The organism is Deltaproteobacteria bacterium (assembly GCA_016183175.1).
In the GTDB taxonomy this organism is placed as follows: Bacteria; UBA10199; UBA10199; order UBA10199; family SBBF01; genus JACPFC01.
The window spans coordinates 1-23,739 of the sequence record JACPFC010000053.1; the positions used below are offsets into that span (position 1 = coordinate 1).

22 protein-coding genes are annotated in these 23,739 nt (G+C 55.3%); 15 read left to right on the forward strand and 7 right to left on the reverse strand.

The window, feature by feature from the left end; all coding sequences use genetic code 11:
* From HYU99_06105 to HYU99_06130, 6 genes are all read left to right on the forward strand, one after another.
* Window positions 1-485, forward strand: a 485-nt coding sequence (locus tag HYU99_06105; protein ID MBI2339921.1) for a hypothetical protein, incomplete at its 5' end; no start/stop codon positions are given.
* 72 nt (window positions 486-557) lie between these two features.
* Window positions 558-1,025, forward strand: a complete 468-nt coding sequence (locus HYU99_06110; protein ID MBI2339922.1) for a hypothetical protein — start codon at window positions 558-560, stop codon at window positions 1,023-1,025.
* 70 nt (window positions 1,026-1,095) lie between these two features.
* Window positions 1,096-1,242 carry a type II toxin-antitoxin system Phd/YefM family antitoxin gene (locus tag HYU99_06115; protein MBI2339923.1) on the forward strand — a complete coding sequence of 49 codons (147 nt, stop codon included), beginning with the start codon at window positions 1,096-1,098 and terminating at the stop codon, window positions 1,240-1,242.
* An 83-nt stretch (window positions 1,243-1,325) separates the two neighbouring features.
* Window positions 1,326-1,685, forward strand: coding sequence for a PIN domain-containing protein (locus HYU99_06120; protein MBI2339924.1), 360 nt, complete (start codon window positions 1,326-1,328; stop codon window positions 1,683-1,685).
* Window positions 1,686-1,745: 60 nt separating this feature from the next.
* A complete protein-coding gene (locus tag HYU99_06125) occupies window positions 1,746-1,967 on the forward strand; it encodes a hypothetical protein (protein MBI2339925.1) in 222 nt (73 codons plus the stop codon).
* A gap of 1 nt (window position 1,968) precedes the next feature.
* Window positions 1,969-2,283, forward strand: coding sequence for a type II toxin-antitoxin system PemK/MazF family toxin (locus HYU99_06130; GenBank protein ID MBI2339926.1), 315 nt, complete (start codon window positions 1,969-1,971; stop codon window positions 2,281-2,283).
* Window positions 2,284-2,341: 58 nt separating this feature from the next.
* On the opposite strand, the gene HYU99_06135 is transcribed toward HYU99_06130, so the two are convergent.
* Window positions 2,342-3,517 (reverse strand): ATP-binding protein, encoded by a 1,176-nt coding sequence (locus tag HYU99_06135; GenBank protein ID MBI2339927.1) that lies wholly within the window; start codon window positions 3,515-3,517, stop codon window positions 2,342-2,344.
* 304 nt (window positions 3,518-3,821) lie between these two features.
* Here HYU99_06135 and HYU99_06140 point away from each other — a divergent pair, with 304 nt between their 5' ends.
* The 4 genes from HYU99_06140 to HYU99_06155 are packed head-to-tail and all read left to right on the forward strand — an operon-like array spanning window position 3,822 to window position 15,569.
* Window positions 3,822-11,915 (forward strand): hypothetical protein, encoded by an 8,094-nt coding sequence (locus tag HYU99_06140; GenBank protein MBI2339928.1) that lies wholly within the window; start codon window positions 3,822-3,824, stop codon window positions 11,913-11,915.
* A gap of 59 nt (window positions 11,916-11,974) precedes the next feature.
* Complete coding sequence (locus tag HYU99_06145) at window positions 11,975-13,210, forward strand: hypothetical protein (GenBank protein MBI2339929.1); 1,236 nt, start codon at window positions 11,975-11,977, stop codon at window positions 13,208-13,210.
* Window positions 13,207-13,428, forward strand: coding sequence for a hypothetical protein (locus tag HYU99_06150; protein ID MBI2339930.1), 222 nt, complete (start codon window positions 13,207-13,209; stop codon window positions 13,426-13,428). Before HYU99_06145 ends, HYU99_06150 begins: the two co-directional genes overlap by 4 nt.
* An 11-nt stretch (window positions 13,429-13,439) precedes the next feature.
* Window positions 13,440-15,569 carry a hypothetical protein gene (locus tag HYU99_06155; protein MBI2339931.1) on the forward strand — a complete coding sequence of 710 codons (2,130 nt, stop codon included), beginning with the start codon at window positions 13,440-13,442 and terminating at the stop codon, window positions 15,567-15,569.
* 2 nt (window positions 15,570-15,571) lie between these two features.
* On the opposite strand, the gene HYU99_06160 is transcribed toward HYU99_06155, so the two are convergent.
* Both HYU99_06160 and HYU99_06165 read right to left on the reverse strand, forming a co-directional pair.
* The gene (locus HYU99_06160) at window positions 15,572-15,934 is read right to left on the reverse strand and encodes a DUF5615 family PIN-like protein (protein MBI2339932.1); all 363 of its coding nucleotides are present in this window, start codon (window positions 15,932-15,934) and stop codon (window positions 15,572-15,574) included.
* Between the two features lie 4 nt (window positions 15,935-15,938).
* A complete protein-coding gene (locus tag HYU99_06165) occupies window positions 15,939-16,178 on the reverse strand; it encodes a DUF433 domain-containing protein (protein MBI2339933.1) in 240 nt (79 codons plus the stop codon).
* A 94-nt stretch (window positions 16,179-16,272) separates the two neighbouring features.
* On the opposite strand from HYU99_06165, the gene HYU99_06170 reads away from it, so the two are divergent.
* Both HYU99_06170 and HYU99_06175 read left to right on the forward strand, forming a co-directional pair.
* The gene (locus tag HYU99_06170; protein MBI2339934.1) at window positions 16,273-16,743 is read left to right on the forward strand and encodes a hypothetical protein; all 471 of its coding nucleotides are present in this window, start codon (window positions 16,273-16,275) and stop codon (window positions 16,741-16,743) included.
* 50 nt (window positions 16,744-16,793) lie between these two features.
* The gene (locus HYU99_06175) at window positions 16,794-18,317 is read left to right on the forward strand and encodes a hypothetical protein (protein ID MBI2339935.1); all 1,524 of its coding nucleotides are present in this window, start codon (window positions 16,794-16,796) and stop codon (window positions 18,315-18,317) included.
* A gap of 27 nt (window positions 18,318-18,344) precedes the next feature.
* Here HYU99_06175 and HYU99_06180 read toward each other — a convergent pair whose 3' ends face one another.
* Entirely contained in the window at window positions 18,345-18,719 is a 375-nt protein-coding gene (locus HYU99_06180; GenBank protein MBI2339936.1) for a type II toxin-antitoxin system VapC family toxin, read from the reverse strand.
* Window positions 18,716-19,045 carry a helix-turn-helix domain-containing protein gene (locus HYU99_06185; GenBank protein MBI2339937.1) on the reverse strand — a complete coding sequence of 110 codons (330 nt, stop codon included), beginning with the start codon at window positions 19,043-19,045 and terminating at the stop codon, window positions 18,716-18,718. Before HYU99_06185 ends, HYU99_06180 begins: the two co-directional genes overlap by 4 nt.
* 166 nt (window positions 19,046-19,211) lie before the next feature.
* Here HYU99_06185 and HYU99_06190 point away from each other — a divergent pair, with 166 nt between their 5' ends.
* Window positions 19,212-20,702 carry a hypothetical protein gene (locus HYU99_06190; protein ID MBI2339938.1) on the forward strand — a complete coding sequence of 497 codons (1,491 nt, stop codon included), beginning with the start codon at window positions 19,212-19,214 and terminating at the stop codon, window positions 20,700-20,702.
* 19 nt (window positions 20,703-20,721) lie between these two features.
* On the opposite strand, the gene HYU99_06195 is transcribed toward HYU99_06190, so the two are convergent.
* Together HYU99_06195 and HYU99_06200 are read right to left on the reverse strand one after the other, a co-directional pair.
* Window positions 20,722-21,111, reverse strand: coding sequence for a type II toxin-antitoxin system VapC family toxin (locus HYU99_06195; GenBank protein MBI2339939.1), 390 nt, complete (start codon window positions 21,109-21,111; stop codon window positions 20,722-20,724).
* Window positions 21,108-21,359, reverse strand: a complete 252-nt coding sequence (locus HYU99_06200; protein MBI2339940.1) for a type II toxin-antitoxin system Phd/YefM family antitoxin — start codon at window positions 21,357-21,359, stop codon at window positions 21,108-21,110. The genes HYU99_06195 and HYU99_06200 overlap by 4 nt, the downstream gene beginning before the upstream one ends.
* An 82-nt stretch (window positions 21,360-21,441) precedes the next feature.
* Here HYU99_06200 and HYU99_06205 point away from each other — a divergent pair, with 82 nt between their 5' ends.
* Window positions 21,442-23,505, forward strand: a complete 2,064-nt coding sequence (locus tag HYU99_06205; GenBank protein MBI2339941.1) for a hypothetical protein — start codon at window positions 21,442-21,444, stop codon at window positions 23,503-23,505.
* Window positions 23,506-23,528: 23 nt separating this feature from the next.
* Window positions 23,529-23,739, forward strand: a 211-nt coding sequence (locus tag HYU99_06210) for a hypothetical protein (GenBank protein MBI2339942.1), incomplete at its 3' end; no start/stop codon positions are given.

The following is a 23,739-nucleotide window of genomic DNA, read 5'->3' on the forward strand; positions in this document are numbered from 1 at the left end:
ACGGCGACTTCCACCGGGTGCGCGACGCCGTTTTTATCGCCGCGCGAACGATGAAAATGCCCGACCCCGTCGTCAAACCGGCGGAGGGGGACCATCTTATTATTTCCTTTGCCGGCCGGGACCATGAGGGCCGGCCGGTCGATCCGGTCGCCTACTGCCGGCGGATCCAGAGCCTGGTTCATGACATGTTTCAGGACCGCCCCTTCTACGACTATAAAAAAGTCGATATGCACCATCTCGATTTCCGGCTTTTGGGAAGGAAGTTTGGAAACCGCAATCCCGATCGGCTGATTCGGAGCCTCATGGACCGTTTCAATCTGAACGCCGAACCGCTGATCAAGCTTGTCGCAAATGACCGCCTGATCCTCGACATTCCAAACAGGGACCGGAGGGGAAGGCAAATCGATCCATCGGAGGTGCGGCATTATCTGGAGAGGGTGGGGTTGAAGACGGAGCCGGCCGGCGCACCGACGGTTGAAACCTAACGGCTAGCGATATGGAGAAAAGGGGGGGCATGGTATTTCGGCGCGCATCCGCCGAAGGGGTATGCGCCGTTTGTGAAGACATTGACGGTTTCCATCGCCCTGGGAGCGCACGAACCGGTTCGGACGGAGGCCGATATCGATCGGTTCGCCAAAACCGAGGACGCGGTCAACGAGGCCTTAAAGGACATTAAAGAGAAGACCTGGCCGGACAAGGGAGGGTTGGCATCGGCTTCTTTCGATGATCCCATGCCGAAAAACCCGGCTCCGCCCCTGTCCAACGGTTCGTTAAACGGTATCGCGGGGCTTCTTGTCTTGGGCCTCACCGGTTTTTCTCAACCGGAGATCGGGGCGGTTCAGAGCGCTGTTTCGTACGATCATCCCGTTCCTGTCTCCGCCCCTTTTACGGGCAATCTCGGCTCTGCCCCCCTTGCCGGCCTGACCGCCTTTGCCGCCTTGCCCTCTGTCTGGACGGTGGGGATTCCATTGACGGCGGCCATTCCCTACACGCCGTCCGCGGCATTCCCGGCATTTGCCCTCTGATTATCTTTCCATTAAACAGGGTCATAATTTATGACTGGACATTTTTTATGACTGGTTTATAATTGAGGCAATGAAGAAAATAGCCGCCGCCAAATTCAAGGAACAGTGTCTGTCAATTTTGAATCATGTCGATCCCGAGGGGATTGTCATCACCAAACACGGAAAGCCGGTTGCCAAGTTGGTGCCGGTTGAATCGGGCATGGCCGACCTGGGTTGAATCGGGCATGGCCGACCTGATCGGAAAGTACAGGGACAAGATTAAAATCAAGGGGAATATCTTCTCCACGGGAATCAAGTGGAATGCTCAATCTTGACACCCACATTCTTTTGGGTTCTCTTCGGGGAGACCTTGATGCCAGGGAAAAGAGGCTTCTGACGATTCATCAATGGGGTATTTCGGCAATTGTCCTGTGGGAGATAGCAATGCTGGCCCAACGGAACAGGATCGAGTTTGATCTCGATCACGGCGAACTTTTGCGTGACCTCGCACGAACTCTTGTCTGGCCGATTGAGTTGGAGATCTGCCGCAAGTTGCGTGATCTCGATTTCAAAAGCGATCCGGCGGACGAGCTGATTGCCGCCACAAGCCTGGTGCATCGGGTGCCCCTTTTGACCCGCGACAAAAAAATCCTCAAATCCCGAATCGTTCCCTTCGCCTGACAACAAAAAACTGACAACAAAAAACTTGCAATTTTGCATGAAAAATGGCATGATAAAACCATGTCAAAGGTCAATCTTCAAATCAGGGTCCCCGCCGAGGTCGCAGGCCAGATCAAATCTTTAAGCCCTTCCAGAACCGAGTTTGTCCGCCGGGCCATTATGGAAAAAATCAAGCGCGATACCGACCGGCAGAAAGAAGAGCAATGGATCGAGGCCTTGAAGAAAAATCCGGAGGACATGAAAGAGGCGATGAAATGGATCAGAATTCAAAAGTGGGATTGATATGAAACGGGGAGAGGTTTGGGATGCCGATGTCGGGGGCAAGGCCGGTCGACGGCCGATCGTTGTCCTTACCCGGTCGTCGGCTATTCCTTATCTGTCCAAGGTTGTCGTGGCGGAAGTGACCACAAAGGGGAAGGGATATCCGAGTCAGGTTCCTATCGGTCAGGAGGGGAATTTGCCCAGGGAATCGTGGGTATCCGCCGAAAGCCTCTATTCCCTCCCCAAAGACCGTCTCCTCCGTTACCGCGGCGAGTTGTCCGAAATCACCATGCGACGGGTCAGCGACGCCGTTATTTTCGCCCTGGAATTGTCTTGAAATCGTCCTGGGTGTCATTTTGTCGCGGTCCTGTGACGGCTGATGGGGCGGAAGCGGGTCAAACCAGTGCGGTTAAAAAAAGAGAGGCGGGAAGAAGGTGAATTCCCTTGTTGAGGCAGTTCTTGTCGGTTCGAGCCGCCACCTGGTATGAGAAAGGAACAGCCAGCCTTTCCTTGAAATAAAAAAGGGCGGGAGAGGGGGGTTCCGCGCTTTTTTTGACCTCCACGGCAAACCAGGGCCTTTGGTCCATGGTCACCAGGAAATCGGTCTCTCTTTTGGTCACATCCCTTAAATAATAGAGTTCCGCCCTGTATCCTTCCACATCAGCCAGGTAGTGGCAGAATTTCAAAAGGTGGGAGGCCACCAGATTCTCCCACCGGGCCCCCTCGTCTTTCACCTGCGACCAGTCCCACAAATAGAGCTTCTTTTCTTTTTTGACCGATGCTATTTTCCGGGAGCGGTAGGGGGGGATCCGGAAGCAGTAAAAAAGTTCCTCGAAAATGTCCAGCCAGCGGGCAACGGTTCTGAAATTAACCTGAAGATCTTCCGCGAGGGAATTGATTGAAAGGACGGAACCGACCCTTTCCGGCAACAGGTCGGCCAAAAGATTGAGATTGGCCATATCCTGTATCTGGGTCAGATCGCGGACATCTTCCCTGAAAAACCGTTCCAGGCGTTCCTGGCCCCAACGGCGCCAGTGCCGCCCGTTTTGCCTCAAAAAGGGATCGGGAAAGCCGCCAAACTGAAAGAGCGCCTCCAAATCGTCCCAATTCCCTTTTTCCGCGAATTGAAGCGGCTGAAACGGGATTCCCGGCGGTTTCAACGAAAGGATTTCGGCGACCGAAAAAGGATGAAGGCGGAAATAATGATAACGCCCCTGAAGAGAATCGCCCCCTTTGCGGTAAACATTCATTCGGGCGCTTCCGGTCAGCATAAAACGGAGCCGGGATTTTTGCGTGTCGTATTCCCCCTTGATCCACGACCTCCATTTTTTGCTTTTGTGGAATTCGTCGAGGATGATCAGGTTGCAATCCCCCGGCCATTCCCCCTTGAGGGCCGCCTTCCGTTCGGAAAGTTTGTCCCAATTGAATGCCCGTGACGCAAAATGCGGGCCGATGATATCGACGGCCAGCGTGGTTTTGCCCACTTGGCGCGGCCCCCCCAAAAAAACCATTTTTTCCTTCAAGTCTTCCAGAATAGAAGGGGTGAGATAGCGTTCCCTAACCATGTGTATATTGTATAGCACCACAAAATAGATGCAAGTATTTTGTAGTCCTATACAAAATAACAATCACCGTTGAAAAACGGGATGCTTATCTTTTTCCAGTCACCTGACTTTTTTCCAATAATCGAAAAAATCACGCAACTTTTCCAAAGAACCGCCGATACAGGGGTAAATCGTTGACAGGGGTGTTGCAAATTAAGTAAATCAGCGGCTTCAAAATAAAATTTGAGGGGGATTATTTGTCGGTTTTTTTGAGGCCTGCCGGATGTAATCGATCAATCTTTTCAAGTCTTAAAGAAGAGGAAAGAACTGTATGTCTCAACCATCTCTCGGTGTTTTTCTTTCGGAAAATACTGACCTGTACCGCGAATTTCTGGACGCCAATCAGTTGGATGACCGGCCTGTGGATGCGGTTACACTGCGGGCGGCGGCCTTCAGAACGGCGCGACGTCCGGGAGTTTCAGATTCGCTGAAAGAATTCAGCCGGGGTGTTATTTCAGCCTATTCGGCAGGCCCCAATCCCGGTCAGGCGCTTATCGATCTCACTGGAAAAACAGAACCAACCGATAGCGGCATCCTCACCCGGCCTCTTCCCGATCCAAATCGCGCCTTTGTTGAAAAATACGGCGGTTCGGAAGACCGTGTCATTTACAGGGTGCTGATTGCCAACAACGGCATGGCCGCCGAGCGCATTGTGCTGGCCCTGCGCGGTTGGGCCGGAAAATATCTGGGTAATCGCCGCGCAATCCATATCATTGCGATGGCTACCAAAGAAGATCGGGAGCTGGGCTTGAGATATATCGAAGAGGCCGATACGTTGATTCCTCTTGATCATCCGGCGACCCGCGATCCCGACTATCCCCATAACCAGGCTAATTACGCCAACGTCGATCTGATCCGCCTGCTTGCCAAAGAATATGGTGCGGACGTAGTCCATCCCGGTTGGGGGCATGCCTCGGAAGAAAAGGCCCTCGCGCAGGCGATGGAAGAAGAAGGAATTATTTTCATGGGGCCCAGATCCGGGCCGATGCAAACTTTGGGCGACAAGATCCGTTCGATGGTTTTCTACCAGACCTTAAACGGCGAAGAGACGATGGCCCCATGGTCCGGATCGGGTTTAAGAGTTCCCGAAGATGGTATGATTACCAGGGATCTTGTTGAAAAGGCCAGGGTGTCGACCTTGGAAGAGGCTCTCGAGGCGGCCGAGAAGGTTGGTTACCCCGTTTATCTCAAAGCCGCCGGTGTCGGAGGCGGGCGAGGAATGAAGGAATGTTTCACGCCGGAGGAAGTGAAAAAACATTGGAAAACCGTCAGTGCGGGATCGGCGGGGAGCGACATTTTCGTCATGTGGTCCGCCAAGCAAAAACATCCGGTGAATGACCTAAACGGAGCTTTATCGATTGCCGACCGGCTGGGGTATCCCGTTTTTCTCAAAACCGGAAAGAAAGGGGAACAGATCGCCAATGCCGACGAATTGCGCCGTGTCGCCGGCGCGGCCTTGCAGGAATCGTCCTTTGAGGATCTTCTTGGTGAGGTGACCGACCATGGCGATGGTTTGTCCCCGGCGCCGGTCGATTCACAGGTCTATCTTTTGGGCGGCGGTTTGAAGCATATCGAGGTCCAGGTGGTCGCCGACGAGCATGGCAATACCATTGTGCTCTGGCCCCGCGACTGTTCCATCCAGTACGAGCATCAGAAGATGATCGAGGAATCGGCCTATATCTCCCCGGAGATTGCCCAAAAACTGATGCGTAGCGCGGTCGCCTTGGCCACAAAGATGAGATATAACAGCTTGGGGACGGTGGAATTTCTGGTCGACCCCGATGATAATCGCATTGTCTTTCTGGAAATGAACACGCGGGTGCAGGTGGAACATCCCGTCACCGAGGGGGTCACCGATTTGGACCTCATCGAGATGCAGATGTTCATCTCACAGGGGGTGCCTCTTCACCGGATTCCGCAGGTCCGAAGATATTTCGGCGTTTCCGAAAAAGAGACAACACCCATTCCGTTTGAAAATCTCATGTATGACAAGGGGCCGGAGGGGCATGAGATCGCCCTCCGGATCACCGCCAAGGATCCGGACAACAAGCTCATCAATTCGGCGGGTAAAATTCAGACTGTTGAATTTCAGGGAATGCGTGGCGTCTGGTTTTATTCCTCGGTCTCGGCCGGCGGCGGGATGGGAACCCGCTCCGACTCACAGATTGGCCACTTGTTTGTCCATGCCAAAACCCGCGAAGAGGCGCGCCAAAAAGCCCTTGTGGCGCTCGACAAGGTGGACATTTTCGGCGATCTCAAGACCAATATTCCCTCTCTCCAAGCATTGCTCCTTCAACCGGATTATATCAGCGGCAATGTCCATAATGCAACGCTTGACCGCTGGGTGGATGAGGGAACCATCAAGGTTGAAAAGCCTCCGGTGGAGCTTACGGCGGTTGTCAGCGCGCTGATTCAGGCGGCGAGAGGTTTCGAGAAAAGCCGCAAGGACTTTGAAGACTCGGTAGAGCGCGGCCAGACCCCTAACCCCAACCCCGACCTCTACCTCTACTTCAAATCGTCCATTCCGGTTATGGCCGTTGTTCAGGGGCAAAAATTCGAATTTACGGCCACCCAGGGGGCTTCGGGCGCCATTGTCCTTGAAAACAAAAACAATCCGGCCTCATTTGTGGAGGGAAGAGTGGAAGTCGGGGTGTCCAGCGATTTTACGGTCACCATCGATCGCCGCTATTACGTGGATGTTGCCGACAAAGAGGATGCGCAAAAGGTTAAGATACGGTACTTCGGAACCGACAATGTTGGACTGGTTGAAAATGATCCCGCCAGATTCAAGTCAAACATGCCGGGAGTCGTCGGCCGCGTTACAGTCAAACCGGGGCAGACCGTAAGGGCGGGAGACGAACTGATGATGGTCGAGGCGATGAAGTCGGAAAATTCGCTTTGCGCAACCCGAGACGGGGTCATCAAGTCGGTGAATTTCGGCAAAGGACAGGAAGTGAAGGAGGGGCAGGTGGTTGTTGAATTTGAGCAGGAAGCGGGCCGGCCGGCCGGAGACAAACCGTTTGTAGAGCCGTTCACCCTCTTTCCACCGCCCGCGTGGACGCAGGCGGGAGCCATGCCCGAAACCACCGCCGGCGCACTTCTCAACATTCTTGGCGGCTATGCCTATCCGGTAGATCTTCCGGTGGAGGAATATCTTGTCTCCTTCCTAGATGACTTGGGAATGCAACGGACTTGGGGCCAGGATTTTGAAATCTTCCTTTCCGCTTACCGCAAGGGGATGCCGGAGGGGCTCTACGATGAGTTGATCGGCTATGCCAGGAGCCTCCAGCAAAGAATCGGTCAGGACAGGGCTGTCAGGGCTGTCCCGTCTGCTTACGAGAAGCGCATCCGGGCGCTGGTTGGGCGGCAGAAGTATGGGGATGAGTTCGCGCGTAAAAAAGATGTCTATCAAAAATTTGATTTTTTGAAGGCGCTTGACCGGTATCTGGCCGAGCCGGCGATCCGCACGCCGGAGCTGGTAGCGGCGCAAAATTTTATCCGGCGATATACCGATGACGAAAAATACTTTGCCGACCGGAATATCGCCAATCCGCTGGAACATCTCAAAGGGCTTAAGGCCTCTTTGGGGGCCTCAAAGATTGTCGATATTTGCCGGTCCCATCGCACTCTCGCCATTAAAAACCGGATTATTCTGGCTATTCTCACCAATCTGTCCCAATGGGGTATTGTCCCAGCCGCCCTTTCGCCCGAACTTAAGGAACTGGCCCACTTTTCCGGCGACAACTACACGGAGGTGGCCGCCCGGGCGCGAAGCCTTCTGTTGGGGGGGGATGGAAGCCTCTCGCCCAAGGCGAGAAGGCGGGCCCTTGCCGGGGAATTGCGGCATATCTCCAAACTCCCGACCCCTCAAGAACGTTATGCCGCCATGGAACGGCTTGCCAACCGCCCCAAATCCCTTTTTACCGATCTGGTCCCGCTGGTTTTTCAGGATGATGAAGTGGTCCGTCGCTACGCCGCCATCCTTTACACCCTGCGCACCTATCGCGAATACCCCCTTCGCACGGTGCGGTCGCCTGAACCGTTGCTTGCCGATCCGGTTTCATTTGCCTACCGGTATCGATCGGAAACCGGATACACCCGCTTCGGGCAGGTGGCTGTCGCCAGATCGGTTAAGGAGTTTGCAAGAGTCTTGCCAAAAATTCTCGATAATTATGAACAGGAGCTGGGCCACGCCAAAGGAAAAAAAGGTTTTGAAGCCTTGAAGTCGGGAAATTTTACCCTGACCCTTTTGCTCCATTTAAACGGCAAGGCGGCCAATCAAAACGATCAGGCGGCCTCGATCAACAAGATTCTTTCCACGCAGGGAGAGCGCCTTACCCAAATCGGCATCAAGCGGGTTACCGTCCAAACCATCGGGGTTGCCGGAGAGTATCCCTTCCCCTACACCTTCAAGGTAGGCGCCGACGGTACGGTCACGGAAGACAAGGTTTACCGCGGCATCGAGCCTCCGCTTGCCTTCCAGCTTGATTTCGAGCGTCTCAAGAATTTCGAGCTGACCCCTGTCTCCAGCGTCAGCAAGGAAATCGTCATTTTTCACGCCGCCGCGCGCGACCCCCGCGCGGACGATACGCGGTTTTTTGTCCGTTCGGTTGTGCGCGACATATCGGTCGATCAGGCCACGGGGAAGTATCCCGAAATCGACAACCGGCTTTCGCTGTCCATGGAAAACCTCGGAGTGGCCATGAGCGATCAAAACGGCCTCGGCAAAAGCAACTGGAACGAGATTTATCTCAACGTCTACCCCCCCTTTGCCGCCCATTCGGTGGAGGATATCCGGCAGTATCTGGAGAGTCTGATGCGCGGGCAGAAAAACCGGCTGAACGACCTTCTTGTTTTCCGCGTGGAGATCGATTTTTCCATCCTGGACGGGGAAGGAAGGGAACAGCACTACCTGATGGTCTTTAGAAACCACCCCCACACCCGTTACGAGGTTGAAGTTCTTGCGAAAGATCGCCTGCCGGATGGGCAGGTGATGGTGAGTCCGTTGGGTCAGCCGGAAAATCGGGCGGCGCTCCACCCTTACCGGATTTTGACCGCTATCGACAAGCGGCGGCAGGCGGCCAGTGTCCGCGGGACAACCTATGTCTACGACTGGCCCAATCTCTTTGAAGAGGTTCTTGAGGAAGAGTGGAAAGGAACCGAAGACCGGCCTCAAGGAAAACTGCTGAACAAACGAGAGCTTTACCTAAGTCCTGATGGCCGGTTGATTGAGGACACCTTTGGCAAAAGACCCATCGGGGTCAATATCAACGAAAAGAACAAGGATGATCCGCAAAACAACGGCGCCGTTGCTTTCCGCCTGACACTAAAGACGCGCGAATATCCCGAAGGACGCGACATCATGGTTGCCGTGATGAACGACGTGAACTGGAAGGGGGGTTCGTTTGGTCCCCGCGAAGCGGCGCTCTACAAGGCGGTGGCCCAAAGGGCCATCGATGAAGGAATTCCGTTTATCGCCATCCAGGCCAATACGGGGGCACGATTCCAACTGGAGGCCGAAGTGGTCAAACGGTTTAAGCCGGCCTATTCGCTTCAGGACCCCCAAAAGGGGTTTGCGACCAACAATGTCGTTTTCGAATATCTCTATCTCACCGAGTCAGACTACGAGGCGCTCAAAAATCAGGTCATTTGCGAAAAAATGGTTGTTGACGGCGAGACCCGCTACAAAATTTTGGTCATTCCGGGCATTACCGAAGGGCTCGATGCCGACAGTCTGCGCGGTTCGGGGCACATTGCCGGCATCTCCGATGAGGCCTATGACAAAATTTTCACCGCCAGTCTCGTTTCGGGCTACATGGCGGTTGGGATCGGCTCGTATCTGGGCCATCTGCTCCACCGTGTTATTCAAAATGGGCCGATGGTGTTGACCGGTTATAAGGCGCTAAACGCCCTTTTGGGAGTACAAAAATACTTGAGTGAGGAGCAACTCGCCGGAAAACAGATCATGATCCCCAATGGAGTCGCCTATTGGGGGGTGGGGGATGATTTGCAGGCGGTTGAGCTTTTGCTCCGTCAGTTGAGTTTTGTTCCGCTGAATAATCGGGCCCTTCCGCCCGTGCTGGCCACCGATGATCCCTCAAACCGGCCGTTAAAACGGCCCACCGCCGATGAAATCAAGGGTGACCCCCATTTTATTCCGCGCGAGTTTTTCGACAGGGGCTCATTCGTGCCGGCGCTGGATCTTTTTATGGACGGCTACGGGCGGGTGGTGCAAACCGGCCGTGGAAGGCTTGCGGGCCGGTCGGTTGGTTTTGTGAATATCGACCCGCGGGAGCACAAGAGGGAGATTCCGCCGGATCCGGCGGAGGAAACCACCGCAACTCGCGAAGAAAAGCAGTATCCGCGTGTTCTCTTCCCCGATTCGTCCTACAAGCTGGCGGAGGCGGTGGACGATTTTAACCGTTCAGGCCTGGCAACGATCATTTTTATCAACCTGCGCGGCTTTTCGGGGGGCACGCGCGACATGTTCAACGAGATCTTAAAATACGGCTCCATGATCGTTACCGCCATCCGGAAGGCCAAAAAGCCGGTCTATGTCTATTTTCCGTTCAATGCCGAACTGCGCGGCGGGGCGTGGGTGGTGTTCGACAAGGCGATCAACGGGGAAGGGCGGGTCCGAATGTACGCCGACACCACCGCCCGCGGCGGCGTTTTGGAGGCCAAGGGGAGCGTTGAGGTCCATGGGAAGAAGGTAATCAAAGACAAACTTCGGATCATGGCCTCGGTGGAGCGGCTGACGCGGGAGATCGACAGTGCCCGGAAGAAAGGGGACGAGCAAGCGGTCATCCGGCTCTCGAAACAGCTCAGGGAGGCTCAAGATCTGCGGGTGCAATTTCCCGGAATGGAGGGTTTGTACGGGACGAATGGGTTGTATGAAGAACTTGCCGCGGCCGAGAAACAAGGCGATAAGGCCCGCGTTAAGGAATTAAAGGCCCAAATCGAAGATATCGAAAAGGTCTTCTCGGCCCTTTACCATCAGGCCCTGGTGGAGATGGCCGATTTGCAACACCGAGTCTCCGCGATGAAACAGCGCGGGGTGATCGACGACGAGGTTGCCTGGGAAAAAGCCCGCGAATATCTGCACGTTGTGATGGAAAAAGATTTGGAAGTGGGCGATTTTGAGCGCGAGGTCAGGGAACTCTATCCGACGATCCGGACAAGGGAATTGAGAAAATTGCTGGACGAATATGCAAACGCGGTCGAAACAAATCATGCAAAAAACGGTTCCTTCCGCGACGAGAAGGCCCGTGCGGGGCTTTTGGGCCGGGCGGCGCAAATGAAGGCTGTACGATATGGACGGGAGGCCTTTGAGGCCGATCCGGCAGGCGCCCTGAAAAGCGGTCTGCGTGAGCTGGTACGCCAAGCCGAGTATGCGGGAACGAACTTGCCCGAAGAGGCGCAGAGGGGAATCGAGGCCCTGTTAACCGGAGCCGCGACTTTGCCGGACGTCCCATCCCGTGTTGCTTTGTATCAAAAAATGGTTCCCGTCCTCGCCGAGATGGGCCTTTGGCGCACCGACGACAGCGATGAGGACAATCCGGTCTTTTACGATGCCCAGGGGAATGAATTTTCAGCAGAGATAGCCCGGGAGGGGGAACTTATCGTGACGTTGCAGAAGGGGGATGTCCCGACGATCTTGGAACACTGGGGCTCGATCTTGACACAGCCGTCTGTCTTCCGGAGCGCAATGGTGGGGGGATTGGTCGGGGTTATCCTCGAGGCGGCCGATGGTTCAACTCTCTACAGCGTTAGCGCTCTTGGAGAGCATGAGGAGACTGGCACGTTTAGAGAAGCGTCGCCTGTCGAAGTAGTCGATCGCGCCCCCGCCCAAGAAGAGGAGTCCCTCGATCACATGGTTTATAGGCAGGGTCTTGGGGATATGGGAAACGCCGAATCGGAAAGGCAAATGAATGAATTTGCCGATGCCAGCCTTGGCGTGTTGCCCAAGGATGCCAATCCCGCCGCCGCGCCGGCCGAGGCGCCCCCGGATAGCAAGGGGACAAGCGGCCCGGGTGGCACGGGGAACAAGAGCCTTATGCTCCCATTCATCTTGGCCGGTCTGGCGAGGGAGCGGGCTTGGGACCCGGAGAAATTTTTTGCGCCGCGGGTTGAAGTCGGTGAGCATCGTCTTGGGTCTGATAACTCCCCCCAAGGGGGAGTTATGTCGTTAGGCATAAATTCGCCCTTGCTACCGCCGATGGCCGGCGTTACAGCCTATTTTTCTCCGGCTACCGTGAGCGCCGCCACGTTTGCCGGCATTGCGACGTTTGTCGGTGTGACGGCAACTCCGACTGTGGTCACGGGAACCTTTGTTCCAACCCCGGCCCCGATGCCGGTGTGGTAGGGGATGCGGCAAGACAGGTTTTCAACGACTGACTGCACAAATAAAAAAGGAGAAATTCCATGGCTCTTCCAACAATGGCAGTAAATCTTTCCCGCGTTTACGAAGCGCTCGATGAAGCCAGGCGGAACTTCGCCAACGTGGACGGAGAGGTTGACCCTTCTGCCCGGACCGAAATCGATCTGGCAATGCGGTGGTTTCTTGAACTCAAGGATAGCGGCCGGGAATTGTCCACATTGTCCATGGAAGACCGGACCGAGCTGGCGCGGCATCTTGGTGTTTTGAGGAAAAACGGGGGGTACTTTTCAACGCAAGCCCAAGCGGCTTTTGACTCTCTGCAGGCCGTTGTTCAGGGAAGAAGCTTAAGAGGGACATTCGGCCGTCGGCTCGAAACCCCCTACCGGCTCACGGTTCTCCCTCGTCAGACGATGAGGGTCCCCCCCTCCAACATCCAGGATGTTTTGGCCGGTTTCGACAGAGCGGGGCTTGTTCCCGTGTCCCCCTTCGCCACATCCGATGAGGCCGACATCTGGGCCGGAAAATCGAGCACGTATCTCACTGACGCGGGTCTTTACACCGGGCCGTTCGACGACTGGCTTATCCGGCTGGCGTTGGAGGAGGCGGAGAATCCGGCGGAGGCAATCCACAGCCACTTGGACCTCATTCGGCGGTATTGCGCGGCCCTTTTGTCGCGTCGGGTCCAATCGTCCGAAACATCGGATGGTCCGGCGCCCTTGACGGTTCTTTTGGGTCCGGGAAAATGGGACGAACAAAAAAAGCGGCTCGTCGGCGCGCCGGAGGTTGCCGGTGTCGTTGTTTTTTCCAATTTGAAACCTGAAACAATCGAATGGCTGACCAGCGCCTTCCGCCCTTTTCGGGAGGAGCTTGGCAGGGGAGGGCTTCGCCTCTCCCATCCGGGCGACTGGAAAAAGAGGGGGGCGGAACTTCCGCGGTCCGGTTTTATCGATCCGGTGGTCGGGATGCGCAACGTTCTTCTCATCGATTTCAACTCCGCAAAGGGGCAGGAGCTTCTTGGGGCAATTCTGGAGCAGTCGCTCCGCAAGACCGGTTATCCGAGATGGGAGCTGGGAACCGACGCGCTTGTCGAGTTTGGAAAAATCAGAGAGGCCCTGGAGGCCAGGCCTTCAATCGACTTTGTTCTTATTGATGAGAAAACAGGCGGGCCGACGGCCCGTTCGGGCGGCGGCACCGGCCCTGCCGGCGGCCGGGGCATGATCATATCCGCTATTGTTGCCGGATTTTTGGGAGGGGGGCAGATCGCGGATCGTGGATCGTGAATCGTGAATCGCGGATCGCGGATCGTGGATCGCAGATGGCGGCGGGATGGGGGCTTGGAGCCGCGTCGCCCGTTGCCGGCGTTGCAACTCCGTTGCCGGTTGTCAGCGCCGCCACGTTTGCCGGCATGGCGACGTTTGCCAACGTGGCGGTCACTCCGACTGTGGTCACGGGAACCTTTGTTCCGGCCCCGGCGATGGCGCCGGTGTTGGCGTGGTAGAGGGAATTTTTATGTCAGACATCTGGCCTCTGATCAGACAACATCTGCCGACCGACGCCGACCGTCTTCTTTGGGATAAGCTTACCGAAGGCGCAGAAAAACGCGGCATCAAACCCAAAGAGTGGGATATCAAGAAGGCATTTGAAGACCTTCCGCGTTTAATTCCCCTTTCAGAATCTTTAGGCTTAGAGAAGCTAGGCAGGGTAAACGAGCTTGTCCACTACGCTACCACCTATGTCGAGGGCCTGTCTTACGCCCCGGGTATGGCGCCACGGCCCGTAGCAATGGAGCCGGCCGCAAGGCTTAATGGGGTGTCTCCGGGCAAAGAGGCCTTGCGAAGGGCCCGGGAGGAGGCTGATAGGGCGGCAAGGGAATCTCTTGAAAAAATCCACGCTGTTGTCTCCGGAACGGAATCTGCTCCCGAAGGGTTGCCGCAGGTCGTTGCAAAAATCTGGGGCGAGACGCCAATCTCCTATTTGAAGGACCTCTTGGCGGGCAAAGAGATGGGGATAGAGGGGATAGACAAGAAAATATACCAATGGACGTTGCTCATCGCCCTTTTGAAAAAGACGGAGGCTGTTTATTCCGCAGAGGGAGACGGCGAGATGATGGGGCATCTGGTCCGCGCCGGCCGGTGGCTGAAACAGGAGCTTTTTGCGGTTTATTATATAAAGATCGTGCATACGGAATCAGGGGTGAATATTCAATGGCAGGATTTTGGTAAATTAAAGCCGATCAAGGATGCCTCAGAAGGGATCACGCTCCCTCTGAAGGAGGCATTAAGTACGGCCAATTTCATCAAAGGATTAATGGCTAGCGCGGATGAGGCGGCAAAGCAAAGCGTACTGAAACCGTTGCTGGATCTGTTCATGGAACTGGCCGGCCTGGAAATTGACCCCGCAACCGGTGAAATCAGGCCCGTTTCAACACCCGGCGGCGAGGGCATCTACGAGGATGAGATGGAGGATCCGCCTGACGAGCCTGTCTCGGGGACGTACGCGTTGCCGGAAGAGTGGAAAAGGGCCGTTGCCGAAGCCGATTTTTTGCTCATCGGGTTGCGTCCGCTATTGGCGGAGATTGGCTATTGGGCGGATGCCTCTGTGCCGGACAATCTTGAGACGTTGCTGATACCGGGCCCAAAAAGCGTTCAGGAACGGCTCCACGAGGCCGGTGCTCTGGCCGAGCTTGCCCACAAACTTCCCTGGAGATATCGCGAGCCCCTGTTAAAGGGGGCGCAAATTATCGCCGGATGGACCTCGAAGCCGGGCAAACCTATTGAAATCGATCTGTCGGATCCTCGGGCCGCCGCCGCTATCAAGATGGTGCGGGAGATTACATCAACTTTTGCTTTGAATCATCAGGCCGTTTATTCGGCCCTGGGGGTAACGGACCCCCGGCTGGCCGATTTTTACCAAAGGGAGGTCGCCCAAGCGAAGCTGAAAAGCCTTTATGATCTTATTTTGTCAAACCCGGATTATGCCCTGTTCATCAAAGAGGCCGTTCGTGCGGCAGGAAAGGCGTACATGAGCCGTCAGGGAGGCACGTTACGTTATCAGCCGCTTCCCGAAAAATTTTTGCCGGAGTTTCTTTTGGCGCTTCTCTACAGGGTTTTCGTGATGGCCTCGCTTCATGAATGGGACCCGCAGTGGGACGCGGATACCTTCAACAAAAAGGCCGAAGGGTTCACAAAGCATCTTGAAAATTTTCCCAACGGAGCCGAGGCCGGGAACGGGACGCAGGCGACCGACAGCGGGACCGCCGCGCCGGAAAAAGGGGGGAGCCGCGGAAGCGGCGGGCATAGCATGCTGGTCCCTCTCTTCCTGGCCGCCGGTCTGGCGAAAGGGCCGGCTTGGAGCCCGCAGGAGTTTTTTATGCCGCAGGATGAAGTTGGAAGATCGCAGATTGTGGATTGTGGATCGTGGATCGTGGATCGCAATCCGCCTCACCTCGGTGTGGCGGGACAGATCATGGCGGCGGGATTAGGGCTTGAAGCTACGTTGCCCGTTCCCGCTTTTGCAAACTCCTGGTCTCCGGTTTACCTGGGCGCCGCGACGTTTGCCGGCATTGCAACCGTCACCGCGATCGCCCCGGCGACTGTCATGGTCTCTGTTCCGTCGGCATTTGTGCCGGCGGTGTGGTAGAATCAGTCCTGTTGGTATTCCCGAATCCTGTCCGGCTGGACGATCCAGAGTTTTCCGGACAGGTCGTCCGAGGCAAGGCCGGCAATGAGCGATCCAACGGCATCCAGCAGATTTTGATGTGACGGTTTGGGAGGAAGTTTGATGACAGCAATGCCCGAGTATTTTGAGGGATCGAACAACAGGGGATTGCCGAATTCCATGTCGAGGGTGACAAGGCCCCTTTTTTCTTTCCGGCAGACTTCGATTAATTTTTTGTCGCCAGCGGATGTCAACTTCTGGTCGCGGACGGTGGAAACCTCATGTCCGGCCTTTCGCAGAAGGTCATGGCCGCGGCTCCCTATGTTTTCGTCGAGTTTGAATTTCACGGGATTAATGGGCGGCCATTTCGAAATACCGCTCTCTGGCCATTTCCGCGCCATAGGCAATGCACGCAAGAATATCTTCTTCCGTCAGTCCGGGGTATTCCTGGAGAATTTCGGGCACGCTCATTCTGTCGGCAAGCAAATCCAGTATCAGAGATACCCAAATACGGTGTCCCTTGATGCACGGTTTGCCGAAGCAAATGTCGGGATTAATGGATATTTTTTTGAGTAGTTCGTCTCTTGTCATAGTCGGTTCTTTTACAACCCGATTTAAAGTATAGCAGATAAGGTTTTGTTTTCAACGGGTAAAAAAGGAAGTAAAAAAGGAAGAAAGATTTTTTATGCCCATCTGGTCTGACTTTAAAAACAGTCCGCAACGGAGTGACGGTGACCGTGCGTTACTCGATGCGCTCATCGATCGCGCCGGGGTTGATCCCGACACATGGTCCGCCGAAGGGGCCTTGAACGAGGTGCCCTATCTGCTCGGTTTTGTCGATCCATCCGACGCCGAGTCGGCGGGGCGGACAATCGAACTTCTCGATGCCGCCAGCGGCGATTTTTATGCCGCCATCCCGTCGCCGTCTGCGCCGGCTTCCTCTACCGGCCCTTCGCGAAGGCTTCTGGATCTGTGGGCCGTCTATCGGTCGAAAACTTCGGCCGACGACAACCGGGAACCGCGGATTGCGGCCGAACCGGGGCGAGCTTCTGTTTTGGCAATGAAGAGATCCGACACCACAAACATATTTCGAAATGTCTTGGCTCCGCTTAGAAGAGTCATGAAGGGAGAGTTCAAGAAGGTGATTGGGGACTAGACTCTGAAAATGTTACCCGCACTGCACCTCCGGGTACTGCCGATATTCGGGTGGAATTGATCAAAAAGACTGTTCGGCGTTTAGCGGGAGCAATAGACAGCCCTTCTCTACAAAGTGATCTCGATCGCTTTCAGTCTTTTTGGATCAAGGGTTTCCCTTCAATGTCTTTGGAAGAGATGGTAGAAGAGGTGGATATTGTCCGTCGACTCAAAGAAGCCCTCCCCGAAAACTCACAATGGGTACGGTTTCTTTACGCAACCGAGGTTCATCTTCTTCTTGGACTGGCGGCCTATCGCCGCATGAAAGATCAGGAAGGGGGACCAAGGATCGAGGGTTGGGTCTCACAAGAGCAGGTTCCGGAACCGGGCACGCAACCCACAAATCACTTTGCATGGGAGATTGCTGAAAAGTTGGGATGGAAGACGGATGCTTATTATGCCACAGCTCATATTGGAGCTGTCCATACGCCCCGCATCGGAGTGAGTGCCGACGAGAGGGTGACCTCTGTTCATTTTTTCTTTTCTGATATCGGTCCTTCGAAATTCTTGAAGCCGGATTTTGTCGTTTCGGTCTTAACGCCACTTCTACGGGCCTATCCGCGGGTAGAGAGAGTGAAAGTCTTTTTAAAAGATGATAAAGAGGGAAATGCTACACGGGTTCGGTATGTATGGGTTCGGACAAAGCACGGAGTGTTTAGTGAAGTCTTGTCTAAAGAGCGCGTGGCACAAAGATTGGCTCAAAAAGAAGGGGATACCGCTAGCGACAGGGCCGAGGTCTCTGCGCGTAAGCGGGTTGCGGTGGGCGTGGGAGGGGTTGGTGCTACGCCTGTCGAACGGCCGGGTGTGGTTGACTCCGGTCCCAAACAGGGCAAATGGCCTGACGCCAAGTCCTTGCTTAAAGGGACTTCCTTTGAGCTAGTACGCGAGGGAGACCGGTACGTTATTCAAATCTCTTATAGAGAAGGGATTCCTGATTGGCTGAGGGTAATGCCGCAACCTTTGATTGATCTGTTTATTGCCCTTTATCGGGCATCACAGAAAGCCGAAGGAGTGGCTGTTCCGGCTCAATTCCGGGGAATTAGCCAACTGGTGGCTACTCCCAAAGGAGGGGGTCAGGCTTATTTTGAACTTCAGATTGACCAAAAGACGGGAGAAATGTTTGTTGACCCAACTTCATTGCCAAGGGGCGGCGGCGGGGTCGGCGACAGAGGCCATCGCATGCTGGTCCCTTTTTTCCTGGCCGCCAACTTGGCGGGGGAGGCGGATTTTCCGAAGAACCAACAAGCGTTTTTTGCGCCGCAGAATGAAGCGGTTACGAGTTACGAGTCACGAGTCATGAGTGACGAGTCGCGGATCGCGGCGACAGGGTGGGGGCTTGGAGCCATGTCGCCGGTGGCGGGATTGGGGCTTGGAGTTACGTTGCCCGTTCCCGCTTTTGCAAACTCCTGGTCTCCGGTTTACCTGGGCGCCGCAACGTTCGCCGGCATTGCAACCGTCACCGCGATCACCCCGGTGACCGTGACGGTGGCCGTTCCGTTCACTGTTCCGTCGGCGCCGCTGGCGCTGGCGTGGTAGGAACTGCAACGTTTGTGAGGCAATGGATCAGAAAGTGTTGATCCGGATTTCTTTGATGAAACGGAAGTGCTTCACGTTGCGCGTGGCGAGCGGCATTTTTTTCACCCACGCGGTGGCGGCAATAATTGCATCATGGGCGTCCAGTTTTTGTTTTTTGTAGGTTTCTTGCATAAGCGAGGCCGCTTGGGCAATTTGGGGATCAATGCGGATCGGACGGAATGATCGCAGAAGGCCGTCAATAGCCTTCTTTTCAGAAACGGAAAGACCGCGACGTTGGATGAGTTCTTTTTTTGTCAGAATTGAATAATAGATGGTTGTCTTCTCGTCGAGGAAAATTTTTGCAACCGTTTTATCGGAGCGCAGGTAGTCAATAAAGATATTGGTATCGACGAGAAGATTCACTTGATCTTTTCGAGCTGGCGCAAAAGGGAGCGGAGCGATTGATGTTTGGAACGCTTTCGGACCTGGTTTTCAAACACAACCCCTTTGGGGAACTTTCTTCCCTTAAGGAGGCCGAAACCGGGCAAGGGATGGGGTTGTTGAAAGGGTTTAAAGTAATCGTCGATTGCCGACTGGGGAACCCGAAACTGCTTGCCGATGCGGATGGCGGCGATTTCGCCTTTTTGGATCAGGTGGCGAACCGCCGCGGAGGACAATTTAAAAATGCCGGCCACCTCGCGGACGGTTAAAACGGGTTCGTAATTCATCGTGGCGGCGGATGATTTCATAATGATTGCTCGCTTAAGCAAAAATTAGCAATTTTGAATGATTAAGTCAATATGGAAATTTGGGATAGTTAGAATAATCAGACTTGATTGAGTGTAGAGGAAGGAATAAACAATGACGCAACCTTCGGCGCCGCTGGCGCTGGCGTTGTAGGAAAGGAGAAATTACATGACTTCCCCCGGAATCCGAAACGATTCTGCCGATTGGCCGCAAGCGGTCCTTGACTATCCCCTCGACCACAAGGCCATTGGTCGGGCCATGGAAGAGGTCAGCCCGGAGTTGGGGGATTCATACCGGGATCTGGTAGAGACATGGGGAGATGAGTACCTCGGTACGACAGCGGATCTTATTGGAGTGATGGATAGGAATACGCCGCCAGAAGTCTTTTCATCCTATTCAGAATATTTGTCGCGGCGAGGGGGAGGAAATCCAGCCGGGCCGGAAACACTACCGGCACTTGCGTTCTTCTTTTTGTTTGTAGCTGATACCGAGGAATGGTTTGGCTGGGATCTCGATGATCCGGATGCGGTGGCGGAAAGGTTTGTTGGAGAGCTGGAAAAAGGGGATGCCGGTGGCACCAGCGCGGCTTCATGGGAAGAACAGCCGGGCGAAGAGCCGCCCGGCGAGGAGGCCGACGTGGAGGCGGGCGAGATTTGGCGGACAGGCGAGGGGACTGTCCCGGAAGAAAGGCGTTCAGCGCTGGTTCGGTTCCGTAATTGTTTCAATCGGGATCAGTGGGTTCGACTAAGAAATGAGAACAGCGAGGCTTTGAATCTGGTTTGGCTGGCCTCGCGGGGGAGGCCCCTTTCGTCGGATGAGGCATCTCTGGTTATTTCCTTCGTGGAAAGGGTGGAGAATTATTATCCTTCGGTTGTTCCGAAACATCTCCGGCAAGAAAAGGTCGCGGACATTTTTTGGGCCGTCCTGAACTGGGCCAATCCGCGTCATGCCTTGGGTCGTTTTTACGCTGAAATGGGGCTGATGGGGTCGTCCGAATCCGTTTCCACCTTCGGTCTTGACAAAGGCTGGAGGCCCCGCCGCGTGAGGGATATCCTGCGTCCGTATCTGGATTCTTATAAAAGACTGACCCTCGGGGAACTTCAGCTGTTGCTCCCGCAACTTGAGAAGGCGGAAAAGTTCTATCGTCAGATAGGCAACGACACAACGGGGGGACTGGCCATGCGGGCAAGAGAGGCGGTTGCCTTCCTGATTGCAAAAGAAGGGATGAAAAATGGAGAAGATAACCCGGCTGATGACGTGATGCCGGTTGGTGTGGTCGATCCCGGCATCCCGGCATGGAAGGATGCCGGCCAGAGAAGAAAGGGGAGAAGGAGCGGCGGCGGATATAATGCATGGATCCCTTTCTTTGTCGCCCAGGGCCTAAGCGGGGAGGTGAATCGTGAATCGCAGTTCGCAGATCGCGGATCGTGGATCGTGGATCGCAATCCGCCTCACCTCGGTGTGGCGGGACAGATCATGGCGGCGGGATTAGGGCTTGAAGCTACGTTGCCCGTTCCCGCTTTTGCAAACTCCTGGTCTCCGGCTTACCTGGGCGCCGCGACGTTTGCCGGCATTGCGGCCGTCACCGCGATTACCCCGGCGACCATTACGGTCTCTGTTCCGTCTGCGGTTCCGGTGATGGCGCCGGTGGTGTGGTAGGAACTGCGGCGTTACCGCATTACCAAACGGCCTTCACGCCGTATTTCTTGAAAATTCCGTCGCGGGTCACGACGGGAAGGTCTTCTGTTTTGGCCTGGGCGACAAGGAGCCGGTCGAAAGGGTCCCTGTGATAAAAGGGGAGGGAGGAGACGGCAAGGGCGTGAAGCGGGCCGATGGAAAGGGTCTGCCAGCCGATTTTTTGGATGGTGTCCAAAAGCCAGGCGTCGGGTGGTTTGGAGAGTTCCAGTTTGCCGAGGGCGTATTTGATGGAAATTTCCCACAGGCAAACGGCGCTGACCCAAAATTGGTTTGATGCGTGTTGAAAGATGTTTTTTGCTTCCTTCGAGAAACGCTTTTCGTTGCCTTGGAGAAGATCGATGAAGATGTGGGTATCGACAAGAAAGGTCATAGGCCAAAGCCGGGAAGCTCTTTTTCCGAGAGGGGCTTGTCGAAATCTTTGGCCACGCGTCCGATGAGGTGTTTTGCAATGCCGAGATATTGCCAGGAACTCCCCTTTTTTTGGGGCCGAAACGGGATGATTTCGGCGATCGGCGAACCCTTTTTGCAAAGGGTGACCTGTTGCCCCTCTTGGACCCTTCTTAAGTATTTGGAAAGGTGGGTCTTGGCCTCGTGAATATTGACGTTTAACTTAGTCATATGAACAGACTAAGTTAAAAACCGGGAGATAGCAAGCCCTTTATTGATGTTGGTGATTTAGAAAAATTGAGGTGGTTTCGATATGTCCATCGATCCAATCCGCAGTTCAGGCAATCAAACCCCCGCCGGCTTTCCTTTGGACGAAGACGGCCGTCCGGACATTCCGCGGTTTGCCGAGGATCTGTTTAAAACCCTGGGGGCTGTCGGTTTTTCCGGATTCAGCGGCCCCAGTTTGCAAGTGGGGAATTGGTTCACGCGGTGGCTTCAGTTCCTTGCCCCCTTCCGCGATCTGTTCGGCGGGTCGAATGAAAGGCTCCACAATCTGGAAGTCCGGCGCCTCACACAAAGCGATTCCGACCGCATCCGTATTGCTCAAGTCCTGGTTGATCGCGCCCTTGCCGCCTTCGGCATGGATCATCTCGACGCCGCCTCTGGCACCGGCCCTGCCGGCGTCAAACCGTTTTCCTTCCAGGAATTTTCACCCCAGGACCTGACCTGGGAGGATCTGAAAAACGGCGGCACCCGCCCCCGTGATGCCACAACGCCGATTACCGGCAAGACTTCCATCAAAGAGCTTCGTGAGTTGAAAGAGAGGGGGGAGTATCGTCTCTCTGCCAACTTAATGGGTCTGCTTGAGACGTATCCACCAGAGATAACTCTGGAGCAGGTGGCCGATGATTTAAGGAGAATTACGGTGACGCAGGTGACAGCCGACAATCCCCAGCAAAACACGGGATACCGCTTCAGATTGATCCTTCCCGAAGGCAGGGAAGTCCGGGGGTATCTCGAATCGGCTCTGCGTCAATTGTACCGCGAAGGAAAAATCAACGAGGCTTATTTCCGGGAGGCGAGCGCCGTTCTCGAAAAATCCCGTGACGCGAAAGATGGTCTTCTGTTCATCTTTAAGAATCAGCCGGCGTGGTTGGTTGGAACCGGTTTGGCGGGGTCGACCGCCTCGGCCGCGGTGGCGGCGGCGTTGGAAGGGCAGATGAATGTCTTCATGCCCGGTTTGAATAAGGCCGACGACGAAACCCTGTCGCCCCTTGCGGCGTCAAAAACGGCGGCGGCGCTGGCCTATCGGCGTCTGGCCCTGAAAACACCCGATGCGAAGCCCGGCAGAAGAGGTCCCATCCATGTCTACGCGGGCAAAACTTTTGTCGGCGAGGCCGACATCTTTCAACCGGAGCGGGTGGTTGCCACGATCAATGCGCTTCCGCTGGAAGGGGCGAGGGCCATTTTTGCCGAGCTGGCCGATTTTGCCGACGGCGACCGTCAGCTTGAGGCGGTGATTGCGGGACATGCCGTTATTCGCGCCCTGCGAAAAAAACTTCATGGGACCTTCCGCCTTTTATCCCCCTTTCAGCTGGCGGTGGAGATCTTATCCCCCAACGGGACGGCCAAGACGGGGCGTCGTTTTATCGATGCCACGAACCGGGCGATGGGGTTCTCCTTCACCCTTGCGGAGTGGTTCAGGATCCTGGAGGCCGAGGTGGAGGAAAAAAGTGGGCTCAAGGTCACCGCCCCCATCGCCTTTTTGAATGGCCGCCGGTTGCGGCCGGAGATGAAGGCCCTCCTTGGCCGGCTTGGCCTTGCATGGGCGAGGGACCCGGCCATCAACGGCCTGTACGGAATGATCTCCCTCATTTTCGGGCAATTATCGCCGGTTAATCCAAAAACCGATTGGCGGCATGTCTCATTTGACGGCGGTGTTACCGCCCATTGGTCCGCCTTGAAGGGTATTTTAAACTTGGACAATGTCGATCTCCGCGAAGAGGCCCCCCCGCCAAAGGTCGACGTCCCCCCGGCAAAACCAAAACCGGGGCGCAGGTCGATTGACTGGAAACCGTCTCTGTTCCTGCTCCCCGTTTTGGCGGGAGAGCCGGTTACGAGTCGCGAGTATGGAGGATCGCAGATCGTGGATCGCAGTTCCCTCCAAACTGCCGGCGGGCAGGCGCAAATCGCGGCCACGGGATGGGGGCTTGGAGCCATGTCGCCTATGGCAGGCCTTGGCCTTGATGGCTACTCGTCTTCGTTGCCTGCCTTAAGCGCCGCGGCGTTAACAGCCGGCGCGGCGTTTGCCGGCGGAATGGCGACTCCATCAATGGTCGCGGGAACTGTTCTTCCAGTTCCGGCGCTGGCGGTGTAGGAGAGCCCCGGGTTTTAAAGGAGATGAGCGGAAAAACAATCGTCAACGTCTGGACTTCGGCAATCCCTTCGTCTCTTTCGAAGGGTGAAGAAAAAAAGCGGCTGAAAATCTTAAGCCCCGGCGAAAAACGGCGCCACAATTCCATGCGGAGCGAGGCGAGGCAAAGAGAGTATCTTTTCAGCCACGCCCTGGCGCGCGTCAAGATTGCGGAGGCGATTGGCGTGGCGCCGGCGG